The sequence below is a fragment of the Halanaerobium sehlinense genome (genome assembly GCF_055379485.1).
In genome coordinates, this window is sequence record NZ_AP042442.1 from 2,392,895 (window position 1) to 2,419,537 (window position 26,643).

Sequence of the window (26,643 nt, forward strand, 5' to 3'; positions counted from 1 at the left end):
CTTGTGAACGGTAGCTGTACATAATTATAATAATTCAGCTGAACCCTCATCTAAAAAGACAGCTGTTTTTTCATGTCTTTTAAGAATTGAAGATGGGCAATCAGGTGAAATATTATCATCACCCAAACAATTTTTAACAGCTTCAGCCTTTCTAGCTCCTGGTACAGTACAGATAATGTTATCTGACTTCATAATCTGCTTAACTGTCATAGTAATAGCATTTTGGGGTACATCCTCAATTGTTTTAAACCAACCCTCTTTAACCTGCTGCATTCTAGATACATCATCTAGTTCAACAATAATAAAAGGATCTTCTTCTTCAAAATCTGCAGGTGGTTCATTAAAAGCTAAATGACCATTTTCTCCTATTCCTACAAATGCAGCATGAACTTTATCTTCTTCTGCTATTTTTTTATTTAATTTAGCACATTCTTTTGCTGGATCATTCATACCATTAATTAAATTAACTTCTTTTAATTCACCAACATGAGCAATAAAGTTTTCTTTAATATATTTTCTGAAACTCGCTTTATGTGTCTCATCTATGCCAACATATTCATCTAAATGATACAGCTTGGTTTTAGACCAATCAATATCATCAAATTTAACTAACTCTGCTAAAAAATCTAATTGAGAATTACCTGTAGCTATAATAAATACTGCTTCCCCATCTTCTTCAATAGCATTAATTAAAATTTTTCTAGCTTTCTCTGCTGCATGTTTACTTGTGGTTTTTTTGTCTTTATAAGTATTAATTTTCATTTTTATTTCCTCCTCAAAAAATTATTTTTCATTTAAAAAATTAAATCTGGTAAATATAAGGTGAATTCTGGCCAGAAAGTTGTTAATAACAATACTGCGCCCATAACTATGTAAAATGGCACCAAAATCTTCAATGTCTGTTCGATTTTAATATCAGCTATTGCACATCCTATATATAAGGATGTTCCAACAGGCGGAGTATTTAAACCAATTCCCAGATTTAACATCATCATTATACCAAATTGAATCGGATTCATTCCCAGCTGAACAACTATTGGAAGTAGTATTGGTGTTATGACCAAAATAATTATTCCCATATCCATTATCATTCCCAGGAAAAGCAAAAATAAGTTAATTAATAAAAGTAAAATAATCTTATTTTCTGTAATCCCCAAAAGTGTATTAAGTAATAACTGCGGAACACTCAAATATGATAAAAGCCAGGCAAAGGCACTTGAGGTACTTATGATGGCAATGATCATTGAGAGGGTTCCGATTGATTTGTTAAAAATATTAATAATTTCTTTTAATGTTAGAGACTTATATACAAAAATAGATAAAAATAAAACATAAACTACAGCAACTGCAGCTGACTCTGTCGCAGTAAATACTCCTGCAACTATTCCACCAATAATAATTATTATTGTAAAAAGGCCCAACATTGAATCAAAAACTACTTTTGGAACTTCCTTTAAAGCAACACCCTGTCCGGCTGGATAATCTCTTTTTCGTGCAAGGATATAGCACAAACCCATCAAAAATATTCCTAAAGTAATACCTGGAATATAACCAGCAATAAAAAGTCTACCAACAGATAAACCACCTGCTGCTAAGGAATAATATATAATGTTTTGACTGGGAGGTATGATAACCCCTTGAACTGAAGATGTTGTGGTTACTGCTACAGAAAAATCGTCATCATAACCTTCTTCCTGCATCAAAGGAATTAAAAGAGCTCCAATTGAAGATACATCTGCAGAAGAAGAACCAGAGATACCTCCAAAAAGCATACTGGCCAGGACATTAACCATTGCCAGTCCACCTTTTATTCTACCAATAAATATACTTGCAAATTTTATAATTTTTTCAGATATGCCTGAATTCCCCATTATTAAACCAACTAAGATGAAAAAAGGTACAGCCAAAAAAGTAAAAGTTCTTAAACCAGAAATCATACGTTGAAAAACCATAATTAATTGTATATCTAAATAATAGCTTGTCAAAACTGAAGAAATACCCATTGCAAACGCAATTGGTACATTCAAAAAAATTAAAACAAAGAATGATCCTAATAAAATCATTACTGCTGGGTCCATACTTCTCCCTCCCTAAACACCATAAAAAACATTTTAATTAAACTCTGGATTACTAGCATAAAACCTACAATTACTATTAAAACTGCCAATGTTCTAGAAGGTATATTAGTAGCTGGTAGAGGGCTTATTATATCATATTCATAAATTTTTAACCCCTGATAAAACATTGTGGCACTAAATAACATAATCATTAATTCTGAAAATAAATTAATAACTTTTTGACCAGTTTCAGATAATCTACCTGTAAAATAAGAAATACTTATATGATTTCCATCTCTATGCCCTTTTATAATTCCTAAAAATCCAAACCATAATAATAGATATATAGAAAACTCCTGTGCACCTTTAATTGGAGAACTAAAAACATAGCGCATTACAACCGAAGCAAAAACCAACACTACTAAGAACATTAAGGATGCCACACAAATAAATGTAATTATTTTATAAATTGATTCATATATTGTTTTCAACAAATTTCTAATCATAGCTTTACCTCCACATTTAGAGTGGTATAACCCCCTTCAAAAGGGGATTATACCAATAATTAATGATTATTGTAGTTCCATAATTCTTTCAATATAACCCTGTAATTCTGGATATTCTTCATAGAGAGGCATAACTGCTTCCTGGAATTCAGAAGTATCAACTTCTGTGATTTCAACTCCTGCTTCTAACACTTTTTTCTTTGATTCATCCTGGAAGGCTCTCATTTCACGTTTTTCAAATTCTTTTGCTTCTGCTGCAGCTTCCATAATTGCTGTTTGGTGTTCTTCTGAAAGGCTATCAAATTTAGCTTTATTCATGATTATTATTGCAGGTGGATGTAAATGATTATCTACTGCATAATAAGGAGCAACTTCATAATGACTTGATGTATAATAACTTACATAACCATTTTCAGCACCATCAATTACACCAGTCTGCAGACCACTATATACATCACCATAAGGCATAGGTGTTGGGTTAGCACCTAAAAGTTCAACCATCTTCATTGGTAGTTCAGCTTCCTGAACACGAATATTCATACCTTCTAGATCACTAAGTTCTGAAACAGGTTCTGTTGTATAAAAACTTCTGAAACCTGATTCAAACCAGGTTAAACCAACTAAACCTACATCTTCAAGCTTTCCTTTGATTTCCTCTCCAACATCACTTTCTAAAACATTCCAGAGATGATCATAATCACTAAAAATAAATGGAAGATTAAATACTCCAACATCACTTACAACTTCTGCTAAAGGTACAGCATTAACCCTAGCCATTGCTACAACACCAGTACGCGTCATAGAAATACTTTCTGCTTCCTGACCTAAGGTAGCACCATAATGTACATCAACAACAACTTCTCCATTAGTTTTTTCTTCAACTAGTTCGGCAAAACGAATATCAGCTTTTGTTACAGGATTATTAGCTGGCTGATTTTCTGCAAGTTTAAGAGTAATTGTGTCCTGTGCCATTACAGACTGACCTATAGTTAATAATAAAGCGAATACGAAAAACATTACTAAGAATTTTCTCATTTTTTTACCCCCATAATTTTTTAATATTAAGTACTAAATCCACATAAACTATCTAAAAACCAAGTTTTTCCTATCACCTCCTCCAATATAATTATTATTAATTAGGTTAACTAACTAATTAAACAAAAAATATTAATCTTCCTTTTTATATCTAATTTGCCCTTCTACTATTGTAGTTTCAACTTCTAAGTCACTAGTTAAAACAACTAAATCAGCATCTTTGCCGGGAGAAATTGAACCTTTTTTGGCTTCGATGCCCATTATCTCAGCCGGAGTAAGAGTTGCCATTTTTACAGATTCTATTAAAGGCACATCAGCTAAATCGATCATATTGCGGACAAGTCTATCCATAGTTGCAACACTTCCCGCAAAGGCTTGACGGTCTGGCATTTTTGCAACACCATCTTCAATAATAACTTCTATCCCATTTTCTAAACTTCCTAAAATTGATTTCCCTTCAGGCATACCTGAACCTCTCATTGCATCTGTAACTAAGGCAATACTATTTGGCCCTTTTATTTTGTATATTAATTTAAGCAGTTCAGGTGGTAGATGGTATCCATCAGCTATAACCTCTACACTAAACTCATCAAATAAATATCCTGCCTCAACAGCTCCAAGAACTCTTTCACCATTTACTCTTTTTAACATGCTCATACCAGAATAAAAGTGGGTTAATAAATCATAACCGTGTTCAAGTGCGTTTAACATGTCTTTATACTCAGCATCGGTATGACCAATTGAAGCTATAATACCTTTTGACTTTAAAAAAGAACCTAATTCTAAAGCCCCACCTATTTCTGGAGCTGCAGTGATGCGAGCAATGTCATCAGAACTATTAATTATTTTTTTATAATGTTCAATTTGAGCATCTTTTAAAAATCGTTCATCCTGGGCACCTTTTTGATTTGCAGACAAATAAGGCCCCTCTAGGTGAATACCCATGATTTTTGCTCCATTTTTATTTTTCTTTTTAGCTATTTTCAAATTATCAAAAAGTCTAAAAAGTTCTTCATCTTTTGCGGTTAAAGTTGTAGGATAAAAGGCTGTGGTTCCATATTTTACATGATTTTCAGCAATTGTTAATATTGACTCTACATCACCGTCCATTAGGTCGGCTCCGCCTCCACCGTGAAGATGAATATCAATAAAACCTGGAACAAGATATCTGCCTTTTAAATCTAATTTTTCCGACTTTTCATTAATTGAATTATCAATTCTAATTATTTTTTTCCCCTCTATCAAAACATTTGCTTTCTTTATTTGGTAAGGGGTTACGACTTTTGCATTTAATAATTGCAGCAATTTTTACACCTCACTTTTTTAAGATTAAGAAATTTCATTCAATAAGTTTGAAATCTTATCATTCTGTTTTAAATAGTTAATTTCCTGCTCACTTAAATTTCTATTTTCAGTGTTTGACTCAGCAACATCATTGTTTTCAACTATGAAAATCTCTGCATCATTAAGCATTAAATTAAAATGCCATTCATTCTGTTTAACTAAATAAAACTTTCCTTTTTCTAACCAACTAATCTTAATTTGATCATTGTCTTTAGTTATTAAGCAGCATTCACCTGATAAAAGTATAAACCCTTCGTCACTTTCTAAATGTTTCTGCCAGACTAAACTTTGATCCTGACTAAAGTTCTTATAACCAACTCCCCACCTTTGATTAGAAAAAATCATTTTATAACCCTTAGATTCACTTTGATAAATCTGCATAAGTATCACTCCATAAAATATTTTCTAATTAATTGCCTTTCTAGGCCTTGAATAGAATTCGCAATAGATCCTAAAACATAAACTTCTTCTCCTAATTCAGAAACTAAAATATCAGAAGCAAAAGGAACACTTTTTTTAACTCGACTTTTTATTTCACTAATATAGTCATTTATTAATTCAGTGTACTCGCCTCCAATTACAATTACTTCAGGATTTAAAATACTAAAGATATTAATTAACAGCATGGCAATATTGGTATTAATGTTGTTTATAAAATCATTAAAATCACTTTTTGAAGCTAACTCTTTTTTTATTTCATTAAAACTACCTGCAGTAATATTAAATTGCTGCTGTATTTTTTTTATAAGGTTGTTAGTATTAAATCTCTGTTCAAATGAACCACTATCTACAATTTTATCATTAAACTGATCTGAATCCGTTACAGAAAAACCGACCTCACCAGCAAGACAATTGTAACCTCTGTAAAGCTCTTTGTTGATTATGATTCCTGCTGCAACACCATTTCCAATTTTTAAATATACTGCATTGTTTTTATTAGCTATTTTACCTTTCCATTTTTCGCCAAGTACAGCTGTATTTACATTGTTTTCCATCTTGATTTGGCAATCATATTCCTGACTTAGAGTTTTTATTATTGGCTTGTTCTGCCAACCACCACTGTGAGGAGCAAATTTAATTTCCTGTTTATTTTGGTCGTATACACCTGGAAAAGAAATACTTATACTCAGCAGTTTACTCTGGTCGATTTTAAAATCTTTTAATTGTTTATCTATACTTTCAATTAATAAATCTAGGCTTTCTCTTTTACTATCCTGATAGTAAAAATCTTCTTCTGCTATTATTTTACCCATATAATTTGCTAAAACAATTTTTATTTTTTCCTGTGAAATCAAGACTCCTAAGATATAGCCACAATTTTCATTTAATTTTAATAATATTGGTTTGCGGCCAACGTTGTTAGCTTTACTTTCATCATCAGTTTCGAGTATTATTTCACTATCAATTAAAACATTAACAATAGATGATACGCTCGGAGTACTTAATGAAAGTTTTCTAGCTATATCTGCTCTTGAAAGTTTTCGTTCCGAGTTTTTAAGCAGTTTTATTAATTGTTTTATATTCTCATGTCTGATATTTAATGGTTTATAGGACTTTTGATTAAAACTTCTCACAAATAATCACCTTTTTTATATCATTTATTAGTTAACCTAATTAATTAATTCAACACAAATCTGATTTCTCCTGCAAAAAAACCTAATTTTTTTAATATTTTATGAATATTTTGATAAACTTTGCATTAACAACATCCTAATAGCATCATTTTTTGCTGCCGGATGACTCAATAAATAGCCCTGCAGATAATCACATTTATTTTTAATTAAGAACTCTTTTTCAAAATCTGTTTCTACTCCTTCTGCTATTACCTTAAGCTCCAATTTATGTCCCATTTCGATTATTGAGGGGGTAATTAACTTCTCAGTTTCAGCTGCTGTTATCTTCTGAATAAAATCTTTATCTATTTTTAAAATATCAATATTTAATTCCTTAAATCGATAAAATGAGGAATAACCTTTGCCAAAATCATCAAGAGCAATCTGTATCTGATGCTGCTGAAGATCCTTCAATTTATTATTTGTGATTTTAAAGTTTTCTAGAAAGATAGATTCTGTAATCTCTAAGATGAAATTTGAAGGCTGAGCACCATTTTCTTTAATTATCTGAATAACTTTTTCACTAAAATTATCCTGCATTAAATCTAAAACAGAAAGGTTAACAGAAATTTTTAGATTATTATAACCTTTTTCCGATAGTTCTTTTGAAAATAAAGCTGCTCTTTTTAAAACCAGCTCTGACAATTTAATTATCAGCTGTTTCTGTTCGGCAATTCTAATAAACCTTGCCGGAGAAATCCTGCCGTAAACTTCTGATTCCATCCGGGCCAGAGCCTCAAAACCTACTATCTGCTCATTTTTCGCATTATGAAAAGGTTGATAATTTAAGTATATTTTATCTAAATCATCTTCTGCAATCGCTTTTTTCAGCTCCTTTTCAATTATTTTATCTTTTTTAAGTTCATTTTTCACCTCGGCATCAAAAAAACTATAAAATGAGTTCGAAGATTTAGCTGAATCCAGAGCAATTGTAGTATTGCGCAGAATATCTGCTGGAGCTTTATATCTTCGATCAATCTTTTCGATACCTATATTTAACTCAAAATATTCTTCATCTAGCTCCCCCATCAGCATTGTTTCATCAAAAAGATGGTTAATTTTCTTTGCTGTAGAAATTAGTTCCTCTTTATCAGCTGTCCCCTCTAAATAAAAGGCAAATTCTGCTGCTGAAAATCTAAAAACCTGGCTTCTGCTGTTTTCGATCGTTTTTAGTTTTTCAGCAATTGTTTTAATAAACTGATCACCATAATTATAGCCAAAAGTTAAATTAATCAAACTAAGATTTTTGAAATCAATTAAAAAGAGAACTCCTTTTCTAGCTTCAGATAATTTTTCATTTAACAACTCAAGTAAATATTCTTTTTTGGGCAGAGAACTAAGGCTGTCAAAATAAAGACTCTGCTGCAGTTTTTTGTTTTTTTGATAGAGATTATAAAAAGTATAGCTGAAAAATATATAAATAACCAACAGAATAATAAAGATAAACCTTTTTACATTTGTAATAATATGTTGTGTTTTAGCTAAAGGATATTTAATTGCTAAATAGCCTTTGGTCTTATTACTAACCGGTACAACGGTATAAAAATAGTTCATTTCTTTACCTCGAATAGGAGTAGCATAGTGATTACCGGCTGCCAGTTCATTGATTAAATTTCTATTTTTAAGCTGGTGGTTTAAAAGCTTTGGGTTAGAACTTGCTTCAATTAGATAGTTTTGATTTAAATAAGAAATTTCAGTACTCTCAGAACTATCGAGAATCTCAGCAAGCAGATTATTAATATCAAAAGATGAAATAAAACTTTGAATCTTTTCAGCTTCAAGCCCGATCTGCAGAAAAGTTTCATCTGCAGCCCTGTGATAGGCATATTTATAATAAATACCAGTTTCAGTATCTGCTCGAATTGGTCCAACTTCTGCTTCTTGACCACTGTTTAAAAATTTTCGAACCGGGTGTCCTGTTCCAGCTCTCCAGCCCACAAAATTACCATCACTAGAATCGATAATTTCTGCATCATTATTATAAAGATAAATAACATCAACATTAAGCAATTCTGTCAGCTCAGATAAATTACTGCGGTATTGATCTTTAAGAACAACTGCCATCTGGAGATCATAAAGTAATTTTTCGCTTAAAATATCCCGGGTTAGCTCTACCGCCTGTTCTGACTTACTTAAACTGAGAGAATAGCTATTTGCAATTTCCAGCGACTCCTTTTCTCGATCCTGATAGACATAGTTTCTAATTAAACTAATACTTCCGAAACCAATCAGTAGAAAAACAACTGTAATAATCAAAAAAGGAATAAGATAGTGTTTTAAATTTATTTTATTTAGATTGTGTATTTTAAACATTGTGTTTGAATTCCTCTTTTCTTTATTTTTCAGGTCTTTCTTTTTTATAAAATAAGCTAAGTTTCATTAGTTCTGCATGTCTTACATCCTCTTTTATCTTCATACATTCGATCATCAGCTAGCTTAAATATTTCATTGATCTTTTCTTCTGGTTTAATTTTTGCTGCATAACCAACTCCTAATGAGATAGGCTGTCCCTCAACTTTGGTCTGTGAACACTGTTCTTTTATTCTTGCAGCAACAGCTTCCGCTTTAGACGGTGGGGTTTGGGGTAAAAGTACAGCAAATTCATCTCCGCCAAAACGGGCAACAATATCTTCTTTTCTCACAGATTCTTTCAAATTATCAGCTGTTTTCTGCAGCAGTTGATCTCCAGCCTGATGGCCATAATTATCATTGATATGTTTTAAACCATTGACATCAATCATAATAACAGTTAGCGGCAGCTGACGGCAGGTGTCCAAGCGCTGCATCTCTTCTTCGAAAAATCTACGATTATAAATACCGGTCAATTTATCATGAAAAAGCAGGTATTTGATTTCTTCTTCCTTCTTTTTCTCCTCAGTAATATCCCTGCATAAAAATAGTAATAATTTTTTATTTCCCTCATCTATCTGCTGTACTTTAACTTCTACAGTTATAGATTCTCCCCTTGAATCAGTTAAAATAGTCTCAGTTTCCAGATCGTTTTTATTTTTAATTTGATTTAGAATTTCTTTAAAATCATCTTCCTCAAATATTTTGCTCTGGATAGTCTTTAAACTTAAATTTTGAAATTCCTGCTGACCATATGCTAAACTGTCTAAAGTTTGATGATTAACTTCACAAAATTCTTCTAACTCTAATGATTCTTTATCTGCTCTAAAAAGAAAAATCAAATCACTAATATTATCAAATATTTTATAATATTTCTTTTCCAGAGTGTCTTTTTTTAACCAATATCTGCGGATGTTTAGAAGATTATCAATTTTGATAGATAGCAGATTCTTAGAAGCTGGAATCTCAATTATATCCTCTATATACTGATAGATAACTTTATTTAAGCGGGTTTTTCGCTGCTTTAAAAATAGCAGCGGAATAAAGTTATCTGCTGCTTCTTTTAGTTTTTGGATCTCTGCTTGGTAATCACCAAAAGAGCGGTCATCAATAATAATTAGATCAGCTTCAAAATCAAAGTCTTCAGATATCTCAGCTGCCGGCAGTTTTGATTTGATCAATTTTTTCATCATATCTAGGTTTTGAAGTTCTGAAAGCAAAAGATTAATTTTGAGAGAAGTAATCTGTTCATTCATAATTAATCTTCACCAACATTCAGCTTCTCTGGTGTACCACTTAAAATACCCCTTAGATTTTCAAGTGGATGGCCAACCTTCAAACCTTCAGAGCTGATTTGGAAGTCTCTTAGCTTAATTTCAAAACTACTCAAGCGCTTTTTAATAACTCCAATTGCTCTTTTCAAAGAACCTTCAAGCTCTAAATAGCGGAGCAAAATTACATTATCAGCCAAGAAACTGCTTTTGCTGTCACTAACTGCTATATCACCGGTAATATTAGAAATCTCATTGATCATGATGATGGTTATATTACGCTGCTGTAGATATTTTTTTATATTGTTTAAAGTCTTAATCAAAGCTGTCTTATCCCAATTTTTAGAATTATAAAGGGCTAAAAAACTGGAAATACTGTCGATCATCACCAGATCTGTTTGATGTTTTTCAACTTCTGCTTTTATCTGGTAGCTGAATATTTCCGGGTTATTGCTAATTTGAGGCCCGCTGTAAATTTTAAGCTGATCCTGAGCCAGCATATCTGCAATTGGAATGTTAATCGATTCCGTCCGCTGCAGTAAAATATCCTTATTTTCCTCAAAACTAAAAAGAACTGAACGCTCTCCTCTCTCTGCCGCTTTTTTAACAAAGGTTAATGCCAGAGATGTTTTGCCGACTCCAGTCGGACCGGTAATTAAGGTGTTGGTACCCCGCTCTAAACCACCGTGGAGAAGTTCGTCAATTTCTGTAACCCCAGAGGAAAGCTGACTGAAATCGCTTTCTTTACTCTTATCTCGTTTCAATAAAGATTTAAAGTTAGGATAAACTTTTAGATTATCCCTGTCTAAACAGTAGATGTGATAGCCTTTAATAAAATCAGAGCCTCTTATTTTAGAAATATGAAGTTTTCTTTCCTCAACTTCTGAAATCAAGTTTATAACCCCATCACAGATAAACTGCAGGTCATCATCAGATTCGCTGCCAAGTTCAGAGGCTATTAAAGAAGTTATCTGATTTTCATTCATCAGTTGGATCAGTGACTGCACACTTTTGCGGAAGTTATAGTTATCCGTAGATAAAAAGCGCAGCTGAATTAAGCCATCGATAAAGATTCGCTGCGGTTTATATTTTTCAATACTGGCTGAAATTTTATTTAAAATCGGAGCTTTTTCTACCTCCTCTGCCAGAAAGATATTATATTCTTCATTATTTTTTATAAAATCACTGGAAGGGCTCAAATCCAAAAAATTAAGATTATCAATCTCCAGCCCCCTCAGTTTTGCATTTCTTTTAATTTTAGTTTCAGGTTCAGATAAGGTGATAAAAAGGGCACTCTCATCTTTTTCCGCTCCTTTGACTAAAAAGTTTAAGCCCATGGTTGTTTTGCCTGTCCCAGCCCGGCCTCTAACTAGATAACTGTCCTGGGCAATAAAACCACCGTAAAGTACCTGATCTAAACCTTTAATCCCTGTTGAAACTTTTTTAGTTAGCATAAGTCTTCCCCCTCTATCAAATATTGCTGAAAAGCTGTTAATAATAAATATATTCTTTAAAAAGTGATGAATTCCTTTTTATACAAAAGCTTAACTAAAAATCGCCCTGGTTAGAGGACGATTAAGGATTAAAGGTTTGATTTTATTCCTGCAGCTTAGAGCGCAGATATTCTAAATCTTCGGGAGTACCAACATCCTGGCAGTAGTTCTCGCTTTTAACAGCATATAATTTAACCTCGTTTTTTAACATTAGATTAACAGCTGCCGGCAGCTCATATTCTCCCCTGGCTGAAAGTTTAACCTGGTCGATCCATTTAAAAATCTGGGGGGAAAAGAGATAAATACCGGCACTGTTCCAGCCTCCACCCTCAAGGTCTGGCTTCTCGGTAATAGTCTGAACCTGATAAAAATCACCAGCTTCATCTTTTAAATCATCCTCAGCGGCTGCTTTGAACTGAACCAAACCACCCTTTTTAATCTGATCCAGCCAGTTTAAAAGCATAATCGAAGTAGGTGTTTTTAACTTAGCCAGGGCCTCAATCATTTTAAGGTAGTTTTTCGGCTGAGTTATAATATCACCATAAGACATCAGAAAATATTTATCATCTAAAAATGATCTGGCTGCCTCAACAGCAGCTGCAGTACCATAGGAATCAAGATCCTGTTCAAAATAGATCAAATCCAGACCGTAAGCTCTTTCCCCTAAATAATCTTTAATTTTTTTCCCCTGATAGGCAATAATAATGGCTGCTTTTTTAAGACCGGCCGCTGCATAACCCTCTAAAATATAGTCAATTACCTTCTTACCAGCTTCAATCTCAACTAGAGCCTTTGGAATTTCCTCTGTGATTTCTCCCAGCCGGGTGCCTCGTCCAGCAGCTAAAATAAGTCCATATTCAATTTTTAATTTTTCTGCTTTAGACATCTTTTGCTCCTCCATCCCTGGTCATATTTTTAGATCCGCTTTGAGAAAGTTCAAGATTTCCTTAACCTCTGCTTCATTCTGCATCTCCATATAAATTCTAAGCAGGGGCTCAGTTCCCGAAAATCTGATTGAAATCCAGCTCTGATCATCATAGTAGTATTTAACTCCATCTAAATAGCTTACTTTTTCCAAATTTTTAACTGAAATCAGACCTTCAGCAGCCAGCTGACTTAAGTCAGGCTGGTATTCTTGCTCAAAAAGTAAGTCCTCCAGCCTTTTTCTCTGAGAAGGATCGTAATTGAAATTTGAATAAGAAAAATAGAGGTAGCCAAACTTCTGGTCAATCTCAGCTAAAATTTCACCAATTTTTTTTCCGGTTCGGGCCATCATTTCTACAGCAAGCAGTGAAGCCAGGATACCATCTTTACCATTGACATGGCCTCTAATTTTTAGACCACCACTGCTTTCTCCACCTAAAAGCAGGTCGTGCTCCTGCATTTTCTGCGAAATATTTTTAAAGCCGACTGGAACCTCATAAGCTTCTTCTCCGTAATGCTCAGCCATTTTATCTAAAATATGGGTTGTTGCCAGATTGCGGACTATACCTCCACTTTCGGCTCGGTATTCTTTTAAATAATAGTATAATAGCTTTAAAACATCATTATAATCGACAAATTTACCGGATTCATCGATCAGGGCCATCCGATCAGAATCACCATCAGTGGCCAGCCCAAAATCATATTTTCCTTTTTCAATCCGAACCTCCATATCTCCCAGCTGTTCCCTGTTTGGAGAGGGTATATCCAGACCAAACATAGTATCCCGGTAGGCATTCATCGTATCTACATAGCAGCGGAGTGAGGCCAGACACATCATCATAATATCTTTGGCAACTCCATACATCGGGTTAAAAAGTATTTTGAAATTTTTGGACTGAATCAATTCTTCATCGATTATCGCAAGCAGAGAATCAATATACTGATTTTTGTTGTTATAATATGTTATTTCCCCTTCCTCAATCAGCTTGAAAAAACTGCCGCGGTGGTAATCATAATCTCCTATTTCTGCAGTCAGTTCTTCCAGACGATCGGTAACTTCCTGGGGAGCATCTCTCCCCTCTTCCACAAATATTTTAATCCCATTGTATTCAGCTGAGTTATGGGAGGCGGTAATTGTTGCCCCCAGCTGCAGCTCATTTTCATCAACTGCCAGCATCACCATTGGTGTGGGAGCTGCCTCTTCCATAAACATTACCTCAATTCCTTCTTCCACCAGGCTTTCCGAAAGCGCGCGCGAAAAGCGGCCTGATAAAAAGCGAAAATCATGTCCAACAACTACCTTCTGCTTATAATCATTTTCTTTAATATAGCGGGCCATCGCCTTCCCCACAAGCTTAACATTATAGAAGGTAAAATCTTCGGCAATTATTGCCCGCCAGCCTCCTGTACCAAATTTTATCATTAAATCACCCCTTTGTACCTGAAGTCAACATTCCACGAACAAAATATTTCTGCATCGACATATAAACAAGTAATATCGGTAAAATTGAAAGGACCGAGCCGGCCAAAAGCAGGTGCCATTGAGTTCCATAGTTTCCTTTAAACATTGCCAGCCCCATTGTTATTGTATAAAGTTCAGGTTTATCAATATAGATTACAGGTCTCAAAAGAGCATTCCAGTTGTTCATAAAGGCAATAATAAATAAAGAGGCCAGAGATGGCTTGGCATTAGGAAGAAAGACCCGGTAGTACATCTGCCAGTCACTTACCCCATCGATAAAGGCGGCTTCCTCCATCGAAGAGGGCATGTTTTCAAAGGTGCTGCGGAATAAAAAAGTCCCAAAAGAACCGATCAAAATTGAAGGTACTATTAAAGGTAAATAGGTATTATACCAATCAAGCTGCAGCATGATAAAATATTCCGGAATAATTGTAACCTGAATCGGCATCATCATTGTCGCCAGCATTAAAGCAAAAATAACTTCCTTACCTCTAAACTCCATTCTGGCAAAAGCGAAACCACCAAGGCTGCAGGTGAACAGCTGACCTAAGGCTGCCAGGCCGGCTACTAAAAAAGAGTTGAGAATAAATCTAATAAAATTATATTCATTTAAAATGGTTTTGTAGTTATCCCACATTCCCTCCTGAAACAAGTTGGCAGGAATAAAGCTTGGTGTTAGAGCAAAAATCTCGCCCATTGTTTTAAAGGAAGAAGAAAGCATCCATAAAAAAGGAAAAATTGTGGTTAGAGAAATAATGATTAAAATAGAGTATAGTAAAATTTTTCTGCCGGTACTCATCAATAACACCTCCTATTCGCTGTAGTTGACCCAGCGCTTTTTATATTTAAAGTTGAGATAAGTAAAGACTGCTACAATGATAAAGAGAACATAGGACATTGCCGAAGCATAGCCCATTCTAAAGTGTTTAAAAGCATTAACATAGATACTAAAAATTAAAGTTGAAGAGGCATAATTTGGTCCACCCTGAGTCATGATATAGGTCAGCTCAAAAGTTTTTAAAGACATAATAATTGAAATTATAAGGACAAAAAAAGTAGTTGGTGATAATAGGGGCAGGGTAATATAACGAAACTTCTGCCAGATGCTGGCTCCATCAATTGTAGCTGCCTCGTAGTACATTTCAGGAATATTCTGCAGTCCAGCTAAAAATAAGATCATCTGATAACCTGCCATTTTCCAGATATAAACAAAAATTAGAGTAAAAAGGGCATAGCGGGCGTCTCCCAAAAGTGAAGGGATTCGGGCCAGACCAAAAACCTGATTTAAAAGCTGGTAAACAAGGCCGAAACGTGGACTTAAAATCCAGCTCCAGATAACACCAATTGAAACAACTGATGTGATTACAGGCAGATAAAAAAGGCCTCTAAAAAAAGTCATACCCTTCAGCTTATTGTTGACCAGAAGTGCTAAAAACAGGGCAACTACCATGACTCCCGGCACAAAAGTTAGAGAAAAGATTATTGTATTCTTTAAAATCAGGAGAAAGATATCAGAACTAAAAAGTTCTCTGTAGTTTGCTAAACCAATCCATTCTGGTGGAGAAAAAACATTCCAGCGGGTAAAACTGGCCAAGCCAGCTGCAATCATCGGCCCCAACCTGAAAAAAATCAGACCCAGCAGAGTTGGAATTAAAAAAAGCCAGGGTGTCGATTTTTTATAACGCATTAAAGTACCTCCTTTAAAAAAGAAATGGGGAAGTACTTCCCCATTTCTCAAATTCTAAGTCAAACTATTCTTCAGGATAATATCTTTCTAAGACTTCATTACCGTGTTTAGTAAAGGACTCAACTGCTTCTTCTACAGTCATTTCGCCATTAGTAATACTGTCTAGAACACCGTTCATGCCTGCTCCACCTGTATCAGCATAACCGCGCCATTCTCCCCAGCCAATAGTAAAGCTGGTTCTACCCATCATTTCGCCTAATTCTAAAATGATGTCCATTTCAGCAGGCTGCTGGTCAGTCTGCAGCCACTCTTCTGAATTAGCAAGCGACTTATTGATCGGCACTTTACCTGCCATATATGATTCTAAAGGACGATTTTCTCCAATTAAAAATCTAACTAATTTCCAGGCAGCCTCTTTGTGCTTGCTTTCTTTAGAAATAACTATAGAATCAGGCCAGCCGTATGCTTCATAATCTCCCGGCTCAGCTGAAGGTCCGGCCGGTACTTTGGCAATACCCCAATCAAAGGCACCCTGTCCCATCTGACGTACATGGGCAATATTCCAGGAACCATCAACCCACATAGCTGTCTGCTGAAGTGGGAACATATCCTGCTGTCTGATACCTACTATATCTCTTTTAGGTGGTGAAACATTATATTCGTTGCTTAAATCTGCCAGAAACTGCAGTGCTTCTTTAGCTTTAGCATCTACATCGATCCGGGTCTTATCTTCGTTTAAAATGCGGCCTCCGTTGGCATAAATCCAGGGCTCAACATGGGCGTAGCGTCCATACCACCAAAAACCATAACGCTCTGGAATACCATCATCATTACTGTCGATAGTTAAAGTCTCTGCTGCTTTGCGGAAATCTTCCCAGCTCCAGTCTTCACTTGGATAGTCCAGGCCCGCTTCGTCAAACATATCTTTGTTGTAGTATAAAACCGTAGTTACCCAGGCATAAGGAATCCCATACATGTCACTGCTTTCTTTATCAGGGTAGCGCAGGGTAGAAAAAACTTTGGTAAAATAATCGTCTTTTGGCAGCTGGTCAACCTGATCCTGGATGTTCATCAAAAGACCATCCTGAGCCCACTGGTCAATATAACCAGAAGACATATTAAAAACATCAGGCAGTTCTCCTGCAGATGCCATCGCAGAAATCTTAGGCCAATAGTTTGATGGTTCTAAGGCTGTAAATTCAACTTCTATATCTGGATTTTCTGCTTCAAACTGATTAATCAGTTCCTGTTCCAGATCTTTAAATTCTGGGTCCCACATAAAATAACGGATAGTTGTTGTCTGTGCATAAGCTGCTGCAGCAAAACTAAAGACTAAAAATAGTGTCAAACTGATAACTAATAATTTTTTTTGCATTGTCATCCCCCTAAGTTTTTGATAAGAAACCTACTGTCGGAATCATTCTCTCATAGACAACTCCAGGTAAGCCTCGACGATCTGCTGTTTTAAACAGACTTCCGTATAAATATTGAATATTTGCTGAACCACCTCCATCCAAATTCAAAGCATATTTATAATTTCTTTTGTGAGCCCATTCTGCCATTTCCTGCAGAGTGGCTCCAGAAGACTCATCACCAGCTTCCATACCAGTGTTCACAGATTCAACTGCCAGCAGACAGAATTCATTTTGGTTATTGATTCCTGCCACCATCCTGGCTGCCCTTGTCTGGTCTATATCATCAGCATAGTCAGTTGGGACTACTCGTTCAAACTGTCCCCGCTCAACTTCAGAACTTTTACCAAAAAAACCTTCTCTCTTCAGACTTGTATTATCAATCCGCAGCTCTCCTTCTTTGACAAGAAGAGGACCGGTCTGGACAGCACTTCTATAGCGCTGATCATTATTAAAGCTATATTGAACCTTATTCTGCAGCGGAGAATTAAAGCTGAATTCTGCTGCCGGAATCGAAAGGATAAAGGCATTTTGAGGAATTTCGGCAGCTCCTCCTTTTTTGACACCTACAATAATATTATTAATGATCACAAGCTCAATTTTTCCAGCTGCCTCTGGTGTAATCCCCACTGCCTTCTTTTTCTCTTCAACTCCATAATGGCGGGTGTAAAGGCTAAAATCTGCTTTTTGGTTGACCTTAAATTTGCTTAGATCCCACTTTTTATTTTGGATCTGAATAGTTAAATCCGTCAGAAATACTTTTTTTAGTTCCCAATTATTATCTTGATCTTTGAGCAGGGCTGAACGCTTATAGATTGGTGGGCTGACTATTTCCCCATCACTAATTAATAAGCCGTAATGGTCACCCAAAAGTGAATATTTACTCTCCCAGTCTGCTTCTTCTAACAAAAAATAGCTGCAGTTAAAACAGAGGGGATAGTTCTGCTGGCGGCTGTAATCTGAAGCAAAGGCAATTTCTCCAACTGCAATCAAATCCCGCCTGTAATCAAGAGAGTTATAAATTTCCTGATCGCTGAGATCAGAATCTGCGCTATAAATTTTGATCCTCTTTTCTTTTTCCAGAAGCCCAATTATTTTTGCTGTCGCAGCTTCCGCTTTAGAATCAGTGTTTTTCACCTTTAACTGCTTATTTTTGATCAAGTAGTTCTGAGATTTGATTAATTTCCTCAGATTTTCTGTAATCAGAGCATTTAAACTGAGATACTCTTCGGCTGCCTCATCCAAAATTTCTGGAAGATATTCTTGGGCTGAAATTTGATGGTCGAAAGCGGCCCAGACGATCACAATTGGTTTTTTGACTCCTCTTTCTGCAGCTTTTAAAAGCCTGATCTGGGCAGTATCGAATAATTTTTGCTGCCAATCATCATTTTTTACCTTTTCAAAGTCAATTAAGTCGGCATTTTTAACTTTCATTTCAACCAGATTGTAATAGCTGCCGTCTTCTCTAGTTATTCTCTGCCGCTGATAATCCATTCCATTTCTAAAAAACATTTAACTACTCCTTTGTAAAATCAAATTTATCAATTTCGAAGAATTTATGCATCAAAAATGAAAGTAATGCTTTTTCTAAAGGATTTTCACGGTGATTATTTCTTTTGATCTGAGGTAAATGGTACATTTTACCCTCAGATATTTTCTTTTTTACCTGATTATAGATTAGGTCATTATAATCAAAAACATTACCTGTCAGCAGTACTTTTTTGGGGTTTAAAAGATTAATGGTAGAAAGCATCATCGAAGCAATATAATCTGTAAACTCATTTATTTCTTGCCGATTTTCCTGGTTTTTACTAATAAATTTTTTATACTTTTGGTTTAGTTCTTCAATATTCTGCTGTTCAAAGTTTTTAGAATAATAAGGGAGCTTATTTATTTCTTTAATATATTCATCATTGTGGATAATATAATTCAATTTATTTAGTTCTGCCCCAAAAAAGCGGTTATCTCCAACCCGATTTGTATAACCCTGCAGAATCTTATTTCTGACTATTAAAGCCAGGCCAATACCCTCACCGATATATAAGACTGTTGTAATGTTATTCTTATCATCGGGCTCTAACTCATTGTAGGCATAGACTCTAACATCTGTTTCGACAAAAACCGGCAGCTGAAATTCCTTTTCTAAGGTTGCAGCCAGAGGCCGATCTGTCCAGTCCAGCTGATTGGAGCGATTAACAACTTTATTTTCAAAATCAGTAATTCCAGAAATAGCGACTCCTATTGATAATATCCTTTCAATACCAATTTCTAAATCACACAACATTTCTTCTACTACTTCTACAATTTCATTAATATAATTTTTAAAGTTGTGGTTATCAAGGTAGTGAATTTTACTTTTAATGAGGTTGCACTTCAGATCAGAAATAAAAACATAAAAATGGCTGTCTTTTAAATCAAGGGCAATTATATATTTTTTTTGAGGATTAATTTGATAAATAACTGCTCTCCTGCCTCCACTTGAATCGGCTTTTTTGCAGGGAACGATCCAGCCTGATTCCACCAGCTCATTAATATAATCAGAAATGGCAGTCAGTGATAAATCTAACTTATCAGCTAAGTCAGTTTTAGTTAGTGACTCATTTTCTAATAATTTTTTATATAATAATTTTAACCGATCTTTTTTATCCATTCAAATCACCCCACTTAATAAACTTACTTTATAAAGTAAGTTTATTATATTAGATCTCAATTGTCAATAATATTTTAAATATTTATACAACTAAAAAAACTCTTTCAGAATCAGCAGTAAACTGGCTTCTAAAAGAGTTAGTTATATCTTTTTATTTATAAAACTTGTTTGTTTTTACTATCATATTCTACTGGCTTTAAATAATTATCTGTGAAAGTTAAATCTAAAAGTAAAATTATAGTATAAAACTAAATTTTATTTCTGCGATAAGTTAATAATTATTCTTTCAAGATCTGTATCCTGCCAATTTCCCAAAAAATTTATATACTTTTTCTGATCATTTTGGTATGATTTAAATCTATTAATTCTATTAAATTTATCATAAAAATCAAGTATTTCTTTTTCAAATTCATTGGCTACTTTAGACTCATATTTGTTTTTTACTTCTTTTATAATTTCTAACAATTTAACTTTAATATCATCATAACCAAACATTTCTGCTAAATAATAAGACAAATTCTTTAATCCTGAAATAGATAACTTATCCTGATTGGTGAAAATATTCCACTCCATAATAAATCTTTTCAAATTCTTTTCTAAATAAAATATAAAATCACTCTTGGCTTCAGCAGGAGGTTCATGAATTATTGTCAGTTCTTTTAAAGGAGAAAAATAAGCTTTATAAATTTCATTTTTCCTTTCTATTCCAGCTTTAGGATTACCATTTTCATATATCAACCTATTTGCTAAAAGATAAGAAAAATCCTCACCCCTTGGAACAGCAGCTGGATAAAAAGATTTTCTGGCAAGTTCGGATCTTATAATCATATTTCCTCCAAAACCGAAAAGTGTTTCTTTTAAACTCTGATCTTTCATCAGTCTTTTCATGTCTTTTTGCATTGAGTAAAATTTACGCCAAGATTTTAAAGTGTCTTTATTTTTTATTTCAGTCGTTCCATTTTTTTCGTAAGGAGCTGTAAAAAGATATTTATCCGGGTTATTTTTTAAAATCCTGTTAAGAGTTATTAAATATTCCTCCCGCAGTAATTCATCATCATCGATTTGTATAATAATCTCCTCATTAAGCAAAGTGGGAATAATTAAACCCAAATTCCTAATTTCGGGATACCCATTAACAGAAAAAAACTTACTTTTAGTAAAATCGTTTAATCTTTTGATATCACTATTTGTAAACAAGTGATAATCATAGCAGCTTTCTTTTAATATCTTTTTCATTTTCTTTTTTATTTGCTGATCATGACTTCTGTCTTCAGCTGTTGCTATAGCAAATATATATATGGTTAAGTCATCTTTAGTTTTTTTAAGTTTATTAATACTTTCAATAGTTTTAGCAAAAGTATTTTCACTCTCAAAATTATCAAAATCTGTAGGATGATCAAATTTATTTTTTTTATTTATTTTTGTATTAATATAAACATTAATAACCATTGCCAATTTCAATACTATTACCTCCCTGTTGAATCTCTTATTACTAATTTAGTTGGAATAACTTTCTGCATTTCATACTGTTGATCACTATTATTTAAAATACTCATTAAAATATTTACAGTTTCCTGAACAATTTTGTCTGCCTGCTGTTCTATAGTAGTTAAGGCAGGAATAGAATATTCGGAAATCGGGATATTATCAAAACCTATAATTGAAACTTCAGCTGGAACCTTAAAATTATTTTTATTTAAAGCTTTTAAAACACCAAAAGATTTTTCATCACCAGAAATAAAAATAGCTTCTGGAACTTTATTCTCAGCAATTAATTTATTTGCTAAATTGTAACTATCCTTAAATGACCTTATATCTTCATAAATCATATCAGATCTAAAATTAATGTTATTATCTTTTAGTGCAGCTTTAAATCCGGCTATTCTATCTTTATTTATCGTATATTTTTTACTACCAACCATAAAAACTAATTCTTTATTTCCCTGTTTAATTAAATAATCTGCAGCTTGATAGGCACCCTGCCAATTATCACTAACTACATAAGGAACTTTATCATATTCAACTGGTTTACCAATAGTAACAAAAGGCATATTCAATTCTTTTAACATTTTTACTTTTTCATCATTTTCTCTGATATTAAAGACTACAGCAGCATCCACAAAACCTGATCTCAAAAGTTTAAAACCCTCAGATTCTTCTTCAGCTTTTTCAGGCACATATTCTTTCATAAAAACATTATAACCCCTACTGGAAGCAGTATTAATCATTTTCTGTAAGATATTTGTATACCACTGACCGGGATATATTTTTTTCTGTTTTTCGATAACAATCATAATATTTTTCATATCTCTTTTTCTTAGATTTTTTGCAAAAATATTTGTTTGAAAACCAGTTTCTTTTAATATTTTTTTTATCTTTTTTCTTGTTTCATCTTTTACATGTGGTTTATCATTGATTACCCTAGATACTGTCCTAACAGAAAACCCTGACATTTTTGCTATATCCTTAACAGTATATTTATCTTGTTTCATTTTAAAAAACTCCTTTTTTAGTTAAATAGACCATCTTTGCTGTTTAAGTTATCTATTATCTTTTTCTATAAAAAGCATTGAATTGACAGGTCTGACCATTCCAGCAGCCGTATAATTTGAAACTGCTGGATAGTTTAGTTCAAAAAACTCATTTTTATAAATTAAAGCTAAACAGCTAGATGCTCCACCATCAAGATTCATTACCCAGCTTAAGTTTTTAATTTCTTTATTTAAAACTTTTACTACTTCAGCAAAGTTAGCACCACAACTTAAACGAGTTCTGCCGGAAAAAGTTGCAACAAAAAATTTATTATCTTTGGTAGTTCCAATTACTGTTCTTGGACCTCTTTCCCATTCTTGAAGCTGGGTTTCCTGGGTTTTTTTAGAAAGAGGATGGAACCATCCCTCAACTTTAAAGTTTTTTATCTGACTTTCTCTTGTTTCAACAAGGTTATCTCCATTTTTAACTAAAATAGTCCCTCCTCCATAAGCCCAAGCTATATCTTCCCAATAATTATTAATTATTTCAGGCGGAGAAGCAAGTTTTATATTTAAATTATATTCATCAATTTCATAATATTGATCTTTAATTTCCTGTAATTTTAATATTTTTCTAATTTCAGCTTCCATTTCTCCTGCAAAAGAAAGGACAACTCCTATACTGGGCATTATGAGTTCTCCTTTTTTTACTACTACAATTTTATTATCAATTATAACTAGATTCAACCTATCTCTTCCAATAAAATACTTATAATCACGAAAATTAATATTTTTTTCAGCTAAGGACTCATTTTCAAGCATTGGAGTATATATAACAAACTCAAAATAGTTCTTTAAAGAATTAACTTGTTCTTTTGTCCAGGAAATTTTATGACCATTAATCTCTAAACTACCGGCTCCAAGACTCCTATTTCCAAAAATAATTTCACCTGAGTTGCTATAAGCCATAAAACCTTTATTATAAAGAGGAAAACTTTCTTTCCTTTCCTTATAATTTTGCAGATAATACCCCAAAAATATATTATCTAAATTAAGCTGTTCTAAAGGATATTCTTTTCGTAGTTCATTATAATCGGAAATCAACTTATCGGTAAGAAAATACAAAAAATTGTTATAGAAAGCTGAATTTTCAGGTTGACTTGATTTTGCAACTAATTTCCTAGCTGAAACTATTCCTCTATTAGTATTTTTAGCCAAAAAAGGTTTAAGTTTTATTTTTTTTGAATTTTTAAATATAATACTATTAAAAATAAGTGGTTCTTCAACTTTTATTAAATTATTAACAGAATTAAATTTAGTAAAGTCTTCTAAGTTATAGTAAGAACTCAAATAAGTTAAATTATTGTCATTTTCAATTATTTCTTTGAATTTCGCCTGTTTTATACTTTCAATATTTGATAAATCTTTTTTTCTATCAACTTTAAACTCTGTTAAATCTGCATCTAAAAAAGTAGTCGAATAAAAATTGAATTTAATTTCTGGACATATTTGACTTATACTTTGCTCTTTATGTCTTCCTATTTTATCAAATAAATAATCATAATGATATAAACTTTTATCTATCAATTCTACTCCCGAAAAATTTAAAGCTGCTATTTCTCCTGCAAAAACTTTGGCAGCAACAAAAGGAATCTTAGCAGAAGAATCATGGTAAAGATTGGTATAACGCTGTGCTCTAATTGATTTTACTGCAGCTAAAATATAATAATCAAAATTAGACTGATTTAAAGAAAACATTAGACTTTCTCCAAATCCAACAACAAGGCTTTGTCCTTTTACTGCTTTTAAAAATACATCTTTTAAATCTGGTTTAAGTTTTGATAAGTCAATTCCAGGTTTGTAATCATCATATAATAAAAGCTTAAATCTATCATTCTTAATCAAATTATTCAATATCTTATTTTCAGCAAAATCAATCAGGTATTTCCAATCACTAAAATCTGCTTTATCTACTGTTTTTTTCTTTTTCAATAATAGGTTTATCTTTGTTTTAGTTTCTTTTTTTTCATCAACTAGATAATCAGAAATCAATTTCAATAAAAAAGGTAGTTGAGTATAATGATCTACAAGAAAGATCAAATCTTTATCATTTTCTAAAATTTCTTTTTTAAAGTTCTCAATTTTATTAATTGGACTCTTTCTTTCTCTATTTGATGCTTCAATTTCAGAGTAGATTGTTGATTTTAATAGAGAATCCAGATCATTGATTTTTTGAGCTTTATTAAAATATTTTTTTAACTTATTTTTTTTAAGCTCTCTTAAAAATGAAAAGGCTTTATTCTGATAAATATTCCACCTTTTTATTTGAATTTGACCATAAATTTCTTCATCACTTAAATTCTCAAGATCTGAAAATGAATGAAAATAATCTTTTAAATAGTTATAAAAAGCACTATACTCTTTTTTACTGATTATATTTTTGGAAAACAACACCTCATTTAATGTATCTTTTATCTTAAAATTACCTTTAGCAGCATCTACACTTAAAGAAGCGTAATTATAACGATAAAATTGAAAATGGCCTTTTAGCTCTTTTCTCAAAAAAGAACCACTTGTATAATTTTTATTATGAATACTGCTAAATTTGTCTATAATCATCCTTTTACTCCACCTTCTAACATTCCAGATATGATTTTTCTCTGCAGCAATAATACTAAAATCAAAAGCGGAACGGTTACAATAATTGACGCTGCAGAAATTGTTCCCCAGGGTATAGTATAATCTGTTTGATAAAGTGTTATCCCAACTGTAATTGTTCTCCGAATACGAAGCGGGTTTAAAATTTGAGCAAATAAATATTGATTCCAGGCAGCTATAAAAACTAAAATACTGACTGTGAAAATTCCTGGAATTACTAATGGAATAATTATTTTATAAAAAGCTTGAAAATGGTTGCCCCATCTATTAATGCACTTTCCTCTAATTCTTTAGGAATAGTATCAAAAAAACCTGATAAAAACCAGACTGCAAGAGGAAGGCCAAAGATTGTATTTACAATTGCAAGACCCAGATAAGAATTCAGTAAATTCAAATTTCTCATAAGCATATATAAAGGGTTAACAATTGTAATTGGCGGTAAAAGAGTAATACTTAACAGTAATAATAAATATGTTTTTTTAAATTTTATATTTGTTCTGGATATTGAATAACTTGCTAGACTACCAATTGTAATAGAAAGAAAGGTGCTCAATATAGCAATTACAAAACTATTTTTTATGTATAACAAAAATGGCTGTCTGGTAAAAGCATCAACATAATTTTCTAAAGTCCACTCAGTTGGCCAGAATGTTGGTGGCACACTAAAAAGATCTCGCTGAGTTTTGAAAGAATTTAAAAATTGCCAGATAAAAGGAAAAGCAATTGTACCAACAAAAAATATAAAAAATAAAAGATATAAGAAATTTATTAAATACTTGTTATTTTTTATGTCTGATAATTTTAGCATCTTATCTCCTCTATTCCAATTTTGATTTGAGAGAATCTAAAAACAATAAACTAATAAGCAGAGAAATTACAAAAGTCACAGTTGCTAGTGCTGCTCCATAACCAATATTTCCAAAGTCAAAATATGTTTTAATAGTATACAATGATAAACTTTGAGTAGCATTTGCCGGACCACCACTAGTTAAAACTGCAATTAAATCATAAATTCTAAAAGTAGCAAGCACTCTAAATAAAATTGCTACAGATAAAACTGGCTTTATTAGAGGTAATGTTATTTTAAAGAAAATATCTTTTTTATTTGCCCCATCTATTTCTGCAGCCTCATAAAGCTGAGCCGGAATTGTCTGTAAACCGGATAAAATTAAAAGCGACATATATGGAGTAGTTTTCCAGACATCTGCAATAATAACTGCAATAACAGCAACAAAAGAATCACTTAGCCAGGGAATTGCTTCTTTAATAAACTGTAATTTAAATAAAATATGATTTATTATTCCATACTGCTGACTGTACATAAACTTCCACATTAAACCAGAAATTATTGTAGGAATAGCCCAAGGTATTAAAACCGAAGTCCTGATTATTCCCTGACCTGGAAGTTTTCTATTCATTATTTTAGCAAAAATCATACCAATTATTGTTTCCATACTTACTGCTATTATTGTGAAGAACAAGGTGAATTTCAATGATTTAAAAAAAGTTTCATCATTAAATATCTTAATAAAATTGCTTAAACCAACAAAAGTTTTTCCTAAGGCCATTGTCTGAACCCGATAATTAAAAAAACTTAAATATAGTGTGTTAAATACAGGATACAAAATTAAAACAAAAATTAATATTAAAGAAGGAACAATAAATAAATATCCCATTTTATCTTTAGACTTCATTCAATCAACCCCATATA

Annotated in this window: 23 protein-coding genes; all 23 read right to left on the reverse strand. The window is 32.8% G+C overall.

What is annotated here, in order from left to right:
- Nucleotides 1–24: 24 nt before the first annotated feature.
- The 23 genes from ACZ446_RS11705 to ACZ446_RS11815 all read right to left on the reverse strand — a co-directional run bounded on the left by ACZ446_RS11705 (nt 25) and on the right by ACZ446_RS11815 (nt 26,626).
- On the reverse strand, nt 25–762 hold the full coding sequence (locus ACZ446_RS11705; protein ID WP_464392733.1) for a glucosamine-6-phosphate deaminase: 738 nt from the start codon (nt 760–762) through the stop codon (nt 25–27).
- Between the two features lie 32 nt (nt 763–794).
- Nucleotides 795–2,078: a TRAP transporter large permease gene (locus tag ACZ446_RS11710; protein WP_464392734.1), complete on the reverse strand. Its 1,284-nt coding sequence runs from the start codon at nt 2,076–2,078 to the stop codon at nt 795–797.
- A complete protein-coding gene (locus ACZ446_RS11715) occupies nt 2,063–2,563 on the reverse strand; it encodes a TRAP transporter small permease (RefSeq protein WP_464392735.1) in 501 nt (166 codons plus the stop codon). Before ACZ446_RS11715 ends, ACZ446_RS11710 begins: the two co-directional genes overlap by 16 nt.
- A 66-nt stretch (nt 2,564–2,629) precedes the next feature.
- Nucleotides 2,630–3,598, reverse strand: a complete 969-nt coding sequence (locus ACZ446_RS11720) for a TRAP transporter substrate-binding protein (protein WP_464392736.1) — start codon at nt 3,596–3,598, stop codon at nt 2,630–2,632.
- Between the two features lie 132 nt (nt 3,599–3,730).
- Entirely contained in the window at nt 3,731–4,903 is a 1,173-nt protein-coding gene (nagA, locus tag ACZ446_RS11725) for an N-acetylglucosamine-6-phosphate deacetylase (protein ID WP_464392737.1), read from the reverse strand.
- 24 nt (nt 4,904–4,927) lie between these two features.
- On the reverse strand, nt 4,928–5,323 hold the full coding sequence (locus tag ACZ446_RS11730; protein WP_464392738.1) for a hypothetical protein: 396 nt from the start codon (nt 5,321–5,323) through the stop codon (nt 4,928–4,930).
- 5 nt (nt 5,324–5,328) lie between these two features.
- Complete coding sequence (locus tag ACZ446_RS11735; protein ID WP_464392739.1) at nt 5,329–6,516, reverse strand: ROK family protein; 1,188 nt, start codon at nt 6,514–6,516, stop codon at nt 5,329–5,331.
- Between the two features lie 99 nt (nt 6,517–6,615).
- Complete coding sequence (locus tag ACZ446_RS11740) at nt 6,616–8,868, reverse strand: putative bifunctional diguanylate cyclase/phosphodiesterase (RefSeq protein ID WP_464392740.1); 2,253 nt, start codon at nt 8,866–8,868, stop codon at nt 6,616–6,618.
- A 56-nt stretch (nt 8,869–8,924) separates the two neighbouring features.
- Nucleotides 8,925–10,160: a GGDEF domain-containing protein gene (locus ACZ446_RS11745; RefSeq protein WP_464392741.1), complete on the reverse strand. Its 1,236-nt coding sequence runs from the start codon at nt 10,158–10,160 to the stop codon at nt 8,925–8,927.
- 2 nt (nt 10,161–10,162) lie between these two features.
- Nucleotides 10,163–11,629 carry an ATPase domain-containing protein gene (locus tag ACZ446_RS11750; protein WP_464392742.1) on the reverse strand — a complete coding sequence of 489 codons (1,467 nt, stop codon included), beginning with the start codon at nt 11,627–11,629 and terminating at the stop codon, nt 10,163–10,165.
- 142 nt (nt 11,630–11,771) lie between these two features.
- Complete coding sequence (locus tag ACZ446_RS11755) at nt 11,772–12,554, reverse strand: nucleotidyltransferase family protein (protein WP_464392743.1); 783 nt, start codon at nt 12,552–12,554, stop codon at nt 11,772–11,774.
- A gap of 21 nt (nt 12,555–12,575) precedes the next feature.
- Nucleotides 12,576–14,015 carry a phosphohexomutase domain-containing protein gene (locus ACZ446_RS11760; RefSeq protein ID WP_464392744.1) on the reverse strand — a complete coding sequence of 480 codons (1,440 nt, stop codon included), beginning with the start codon at nt 14,013–14,015 and terminating at the stop codon, nt 12,576–12,578.
- Between the two features lie 4 nt (nt 14,016–14,019).
- A complete protein-coding gene (locus ACZ446_RS11765; RefSeq protein WP_464392745.1) occupies nt 14,020–14,853 on the reverse strand; it encodes a carbohydrate ABC transporter permease in 834 nt (277 codons plus the stop codon).
- Nucleotides 14,854–14,865: 12 nt separating this feature from the next.
- On the reverse strand, nt 14,866–15,741 hold the full coding sequence (locus ACZ446_RS11770; protein ID WP_464392746.1) for a carbohydrate ABC transporter permease: 876 nt from the start codon (nt 15,739–15,741) through the stop codon (nt 14,866–14,868).
- 64 nt (nt 15,742–15,805) lie between these two features.
- Entirely contained in the window at nt 15,806–17,116 is a 1,311-nt protein-coding gene (locus tag ACZ446_RS11775) for an ABC transporter substrate-binding protein (protein ID WP_464392747.1), read from the reverse strand.
- Nucleotides 17,117–17,126: 10 nt separating this feature from the next.
- Nucleotides 17,127–18,665: a phosphodiester glycosidase family protein gene (locus tag ACZ446_RS11780; RefSeq protein WP_464392748.1), complete on the reverse strand. Its 1,539-nt coding sequence runs from the start codon at nt 18,663–18,665 to the stop codon at nt 17,127–17,129.
- A gap of 4 nt (nt 18,666–18,669) precedes the next feature.
- A complete protein-coding gene (locus ACZ446_RS11785; protein WP_464392749.1) occupies nt 18,670–19,803 on the reverse strand; it encodes an ROK family transcriptional regulator in 1,134 nt (377 codons plus the stop codon).
- A 255-nt stretch (nt 19,804–20,058) separates the two neighbouring features.
- Nucleotides 20,059–21,264: a hypothetical protein gene (locus ACZ446_RS11790; protein WP_464392750.1), complete on the reverse strand. Its 1,206-nt coding sequence runs from the start codon at nt 21,262–21,264 to the stop codon at nt 20,059–20,061.
- Nucleotides 21,265–21,269: 5 nt separating this feature from the next.
- Complete coding sequence (locus tag ACZ446_RS11795) at nt 21,270–22,295, reverse strand: LacI family DNA-binding transcriptional regulator (RefSeq protein WP_464392751.1); 1,026 nt, start codon at nt 22,293–22,295, stop codon at nt 21,270–21,272.
- A gap of 48 nt (nt 22,296–22,343) precedes the next feature.
- Nucleotides 22,344–24,893, reverse strand: coding sequence for a phosphodiester glycosidase family protein (locus ACZ446_RS11800; protein ID WP_464392752.1), 2,550 nt, complete (start codon nt 24,891–24,893; stop codon nt 22,344–22,346).
- A complete protein-coding gene (locus ACZ446_RS11805) occupies nt 24,890–25,219 on the reverse strand; it encodes an ABC transporter permease subunit (RefSeq protein ID WP_464394403.1) in 330 nt (109 codons plus the stop codon). The genes ACZ446_RS11800 and ACZ446_RS11805 overlap by 4 nt, the downstream gene beginning before the upstream one ends.
- Nucleotides 25,162–25,740: a carbohydrate ABC transporter permease gene (locus tag ACZ446_RS11810; protein ID WP_464392753.1), complete on the reverse strand. Its 579-nt coding sequence runs from the start codon at nt 25,738–25,740 to the stop codon at nt 25,162–25,164. The genes ACZ446_RS11805 and ACZ446_RS11810 overlap by 58 nt, the downstream gene beginning before the upstream one ends.
- A 10-nt stretch (nt 25,741–25,750) precedes the next feature.
- Nucleotides 25,751–26,626, reverse strand: coding sequence for a carbohydrate ABC transporter permease (locus ACZ446_RS11815; protein ID WP_464392754.1), 876 nt, complete (start codon nt 26,624–26,626; stop codon nt 25,751–25,753).
- Nucleotides 26,627–26,643 lie beyond the last annotated feature (17 nt).

Bases quoted from the DNA above. Each gene is read 5' to 3' on its own strand.
- ACZ446_RS11705 (WP_464392733.1), bottom strand. From the start codon at position 762: ATGAAAATTAATACTTATAAAGACAAAAAAACCACAAGTAAACATGCA.
- ACZ446_RS11710 (WP_464392734.1), bottom strand. From the start codon at position 2,078: ATGGACCCAGCAGTAATGATTTTATTAGGATCATTCTTTGTTTTAATT.
- ACZ446_RS11715 (WP_464392735.1), bottom strand. From the start codon at position 2,563: ATGATTAGAAATTTGTTGAAAACAATATATGAATCAATTTATAAAATA.
- ACZ446_RS11720 (WP_464392736.1), bottom strand. From the start codon at position 3,598: ATGAGAAAATTCTTAGTAATGTTTTTCGTATTCGCTTTATTATTAACT.
- ACZ446_RS11730 (WP_464392738.1), bottom strand. From the start codon at position 5,323: ATGCAGATTTATCAAAGTGAATCTAAGGGTTATAAAATGATTTTTTCT.
- ACZ446_RS11740 (WP_464392740.1), bottom strand. From the start codon at position 8,868: ATGTTTAAAATACACAATCTAAATAAAATAAATTTAAAACACTATCTT.
- ACZ446_RS11745 (WP_464392741.1), bottom strand. From the start codon at position 10,160: ATGAATGAACAGATTACTTCTCTCAAAATTAATCTTTTGCTTTCAGAA.
- ACZ446_RS11750 (WP_464392742.1), bottom strand. From the start codon at position 11,629: ATGCTAACTAAAAAAGTTTCAACAGGGATTAAAGGTTTAGATCAGGTA.
- ACZ446_RS11755 (WP_464392743.1), bottom strand. From the start codon at position 12,554: ATGTCTAAAGCAGAAAAATTAAAAATTGAATATGGACTTATTTTAGCT.
- ACZ446_RS11760 (WP_464392744.1), bottom strand. From the start codon at position 14,015: ATGATAAAATTTGGTACAGGAGGCTGGCGGGCAATAATTGCCGAAGAT.
- ACZ446_RS11765 (WP_464392745.1), bottom strand. From the start codon at position 14,853: ATGAGTACCGGCAGAAAAATTTTACTATACTCTATTTTAATCATTATT.
- ACZ446_RS11770 (WP_464392746.1), bottom strand. From the start codon at position 15,741: ATGCGTTATAAAAAATCGACACCCTGGCTTTTTTTAATTCCAACTCTG.
- ACZ446_RS11775 (WP_464392747.1), bottom strand. From the start codon at position 17,116: ATGCAAAAAAAATTATTAGTTATCAGTTTGACACTATTTTTAGTCTTT.
- ACZ446_RS11780 (WP_464392748.1), bottom strand. From the start codon at position 18,665: ATGTTTTTTAGAAATGGAATGGATTATCAGCGGCAGAGAATAACTAGA.
- ACZ446_RS11785 (WP_464392749.1), bottom strand. From the start codon at position 19,803: ATGGATAAAAAAGATCGGTTAAAATTATTATATAAAAAATTATTAGAA.
- ACZ446_RS11795 (WP_464392751.1), bottom strand. From the start codon at position 22,295: ATGAAACAAGATAAATATACTGTTAAGGATATAGCAAAAATGTCAGGG.
- ACZ446_RS11800 (WP_464392752.1), bottom strand. From the start codon at position 24,893: ATGATTATAGACAAATTTAGCAGTATTCATAATAAAAATTATACAAGT.
- ACZ446_RS11810 (WP_464392753.1), bottom strand. From the start codon at position 25,740: ATGCTAAAATTATCAGACATAAAAAATAACAAGTATTTAATAAATTTC.
- ACZ446_RS11815 (WP_464392754.1), bottom strand. From the start codon at position 26,626: ATGAAGTCTAAAGATAAAATGGGATATTTATTTATTGTTCCTTCTTTA.